The 2,866-nt window shown below is 60.0% G+C and carries 1 protein-coding gene; it reads left to right on the top strand.

The genetic code is table 11. The features are described from left to right. The first annotated feature begins 2,050 nt into the window (after window positions 1-2,050). Window positions 2,051-2,494, top strand: coding sequence for a hypothetical protein (locus ABT070_RS46080; RefSeq protein WP_351769339.1), 444 nt, complete (start codon window positions 2,051-2,053; stop codon window positions 2,492-2,494). Window positions 2,495-2,866: the final 372 nt, after the last annotated feature.

Below are 2,866 nucleotides of genomic sequence, written 5' to 3'. Positions count from 1 at the left end.
GAAGGCCCAGGAGAATGAGACGCATCCTGCGCAGCAGCCTGAGCAGCCAAGCGCTTCTTCCTATTCTCATGCCCCCGCAACGCAGCCTCACTGGCCGCCCCAGGCGGCCGGGTGGCATGCCACGCCTTGGCGGCAGCGCTGGTAGCCCCAGGCGGCCTACTGGCGTGCCCTCGCTTGGTAATCGCGCTGCGCTCCTCAGCGGACCTGCTGGCGTTCGCCCGCTCGGCGATCGCACTACGCTCCTCAGCCGGCCTGCTGGCGTGCCACTCCCTAAGTGCCGCGCTTTGTGCTTCGCGGGTTGCAGCGCTTCGCGGCGGACGGTGTCCCCCACGCTGCTGTGTAATTTCTTCAGGGGTAGACATAAAATTCTTCTATTCTCTATCACGCTAATATCGTCCTGCACTGTGCAGGTGTGGCGCTCTGCCGAATGCAACGTATGGAAGGCGGTATGGGTTCATGCGTCGACAAGGAAGACTCCAACGTTCTCGCGAGATGTCCAGTTCGCTCCCTTGGTCCCTTCCCCTGCGAGGTCTCCGGCAGGCGGCACCAGGGGCAGGGACCAAGCGGGTCAGGTCGCAGGGCGGAGCAGGCTAAAGACACCGTAGTTGTCGGTGTGGAGTCGGCCTTCTCGGTCTGCTCCTCGTCGCGGCGGCCGCGGGCCGTTGGCGGACGGCGCAATAGGTGCTCGGCACAATGGGCGCGTCAGCCCTCGGCGAGACGTCGCCGATCGGCTGGACGCCGACCGAGTCCATGCACTGGTCGGTATAGGCGACCTTCATCGCAGGGGACGGTCCAGCCTTGCGGCAAAGAAAGTCGAAGCGGTTTTCAATATCGCGTTCTTCCGGCGCTGTTGGTCCTGGGCACCCGATGCCCCGTCGGCCTCGGCCCGCTTGACCCATCCCCGCAGAGCCTCAGGGTGCAGGCCTCAACCGGTCGGCGATGCGCTTGATCGCCCCGGCCCGGTCGGCCAGGTTCTTGCGGCCTCGACCGCCAGCCGGGTCGCGCGTTCAGCTCGTCGGGATACTTGCGTGGAGCAGCTATGATCGGCATTCTTCCGGGTCTCCGATGTCTCGATCAAACCTGGGGCGGTTCACTTGGGCGAGCCATGACACACAGCGAACCGGACTAGGAAAATCCATCGCTGAACCTTGCACGTAGCTTTTGCGTAGAACAAGTCATGACGCCACCCAGTGGAGACCTTGCGCAGTCTTTGACGCCAGCAGTACACGGAAGCCCGAAGCGTGCATCACGCACAATCAAAGCAGTATCAATGTCGAATGCAATCCCAATTGGACAGGTGCGATCAGTTCGCCACGATGCAGCGATCTCAACTACGACGCGTCGCACCCCAAAAGCTAGTCAGTTCACTGAACCCCTTTCACTCCGTCTCTGTTGGGTGGAAGTTTAGGTGAGGGGCGAGGAGATGAGGCTACTGGTCGAGCGGTGGTGTTCTCTGCACACTCACGCGTCGTCCCAGGAGCCTCGCTTGGCCCCGTATCGAGCTGTGCTCGACGAACTCCATGAACTTGTTGAGTATGCCTCATGACTCATCAATGCCCCAAGGTATGAACGCTGCTCGTGCTGACGCAAATTGGGCTGCTTTCAGCGAGCTTCGCTTGCGCCAGTGCACACACGCAACAACGAGACGCTGCCCGAACTCCCAGCAGGCTCCAGTGTTTCGGTTGCTACCGCCTGGATCGATGAGACCATCGACGCCTTCGCCGCTTGGGCACCCGGTGTGCATGCACCTTTGGTCGGGCACGCGCCTGACACCGTGTCACCTCACATAAAGTGGACACGTCCTACCTTCGCCCCTACGGGAGAATCTCCAATGCAGAACATGGAAAACGCAAATAAACCGCCCACGCGTAAGACTATCAACACGTACTTGGCTGGCCTTGTATTACACGATGCAATCAATAGTCCGCGAGTTAAAGAAGCGGCAGAAATCTTTAAAATACTCTTGACCCGCGAGCCGTCTAGTCAGCCGAGTGCACCCGCCGGAGCGCCCCATGCGTCGACGCCAGTCGCCGACAGTAGGCTTTCATGGATGAGTATGCCGTTCTGCTCAGCAGAACGGGGTAATACGCTTCGGGGTATCGTTGCTGCCGATCCGAAAGGGTGGGAGTTGCTGGCTGACTATCTGAATGAGCATGGACATGGTCAATATGTGGCAAATTCACAAGGGATCCAGCAGCAGGTGCTGAAAAGGCTCGAGGATCACAAAAAAGCGCGCTATGGGCAGATGTCGAGTGCACCGCTGAGTAAGAATTGGTCAGACACGCTTTCTGCATTGGCGGACCGTCAGCGAGGCGGGGATAGGCGGTCGAGATGGCGTCTTGTGCAACAAGTCCATCTGGCTGCGGCCGTGCAGGCCGCAGACGTTAAGTCGGACGCTTCGAGCGCAGTAAATAGAACGCCAGTACACAACAACTATGGAAGCTCGCCTCTGCCGGGAACCAGCGGTCCTTCTCGACGGCAATCACAGAGTTGAACCGGTTATCTAAATTTTTGACACGCCCATCCTAACGTTCGACCAAGTCCTTCATAGTCCGCGCGCGATTGGGATAGTGTATTTCGATGGCCGACCGGTGCCCGCATAACCTAGGTGGACGAGCCGGGCGTCGGCCGGATGCGCGGCGTGACGGTCGGAGATGCCGATATAACGCCCGGATCGGCCCGAGGATAGTAGGGCTTGGTCATCTTCGGGTGTGTCAATTTAACGGCTGATCTTGGTTGTTGATGGTCAGTTGTTGCTCGGGGTCAGGCGGCCCTCGAAGGCGATCTGGAACGCGTTGAGGGGTGCTTTCCAGCGCATGGTCCACCGCCTGCGGCCCTTCCCGGTCGGGTCCAGGCTCATCAGCGC

It is taken from the genome of Streptomyces sp. NPDC002884 (assembly GCF_040295245.1).
Lineage (GTDB): Bacteria > Actinomycetota > Actinomycetes > Streptomycetales > Streptomycetaceae > Streptomyces.
This window is presented reverse-complemented; position numbering and strand designations above follow the sequence as displayed.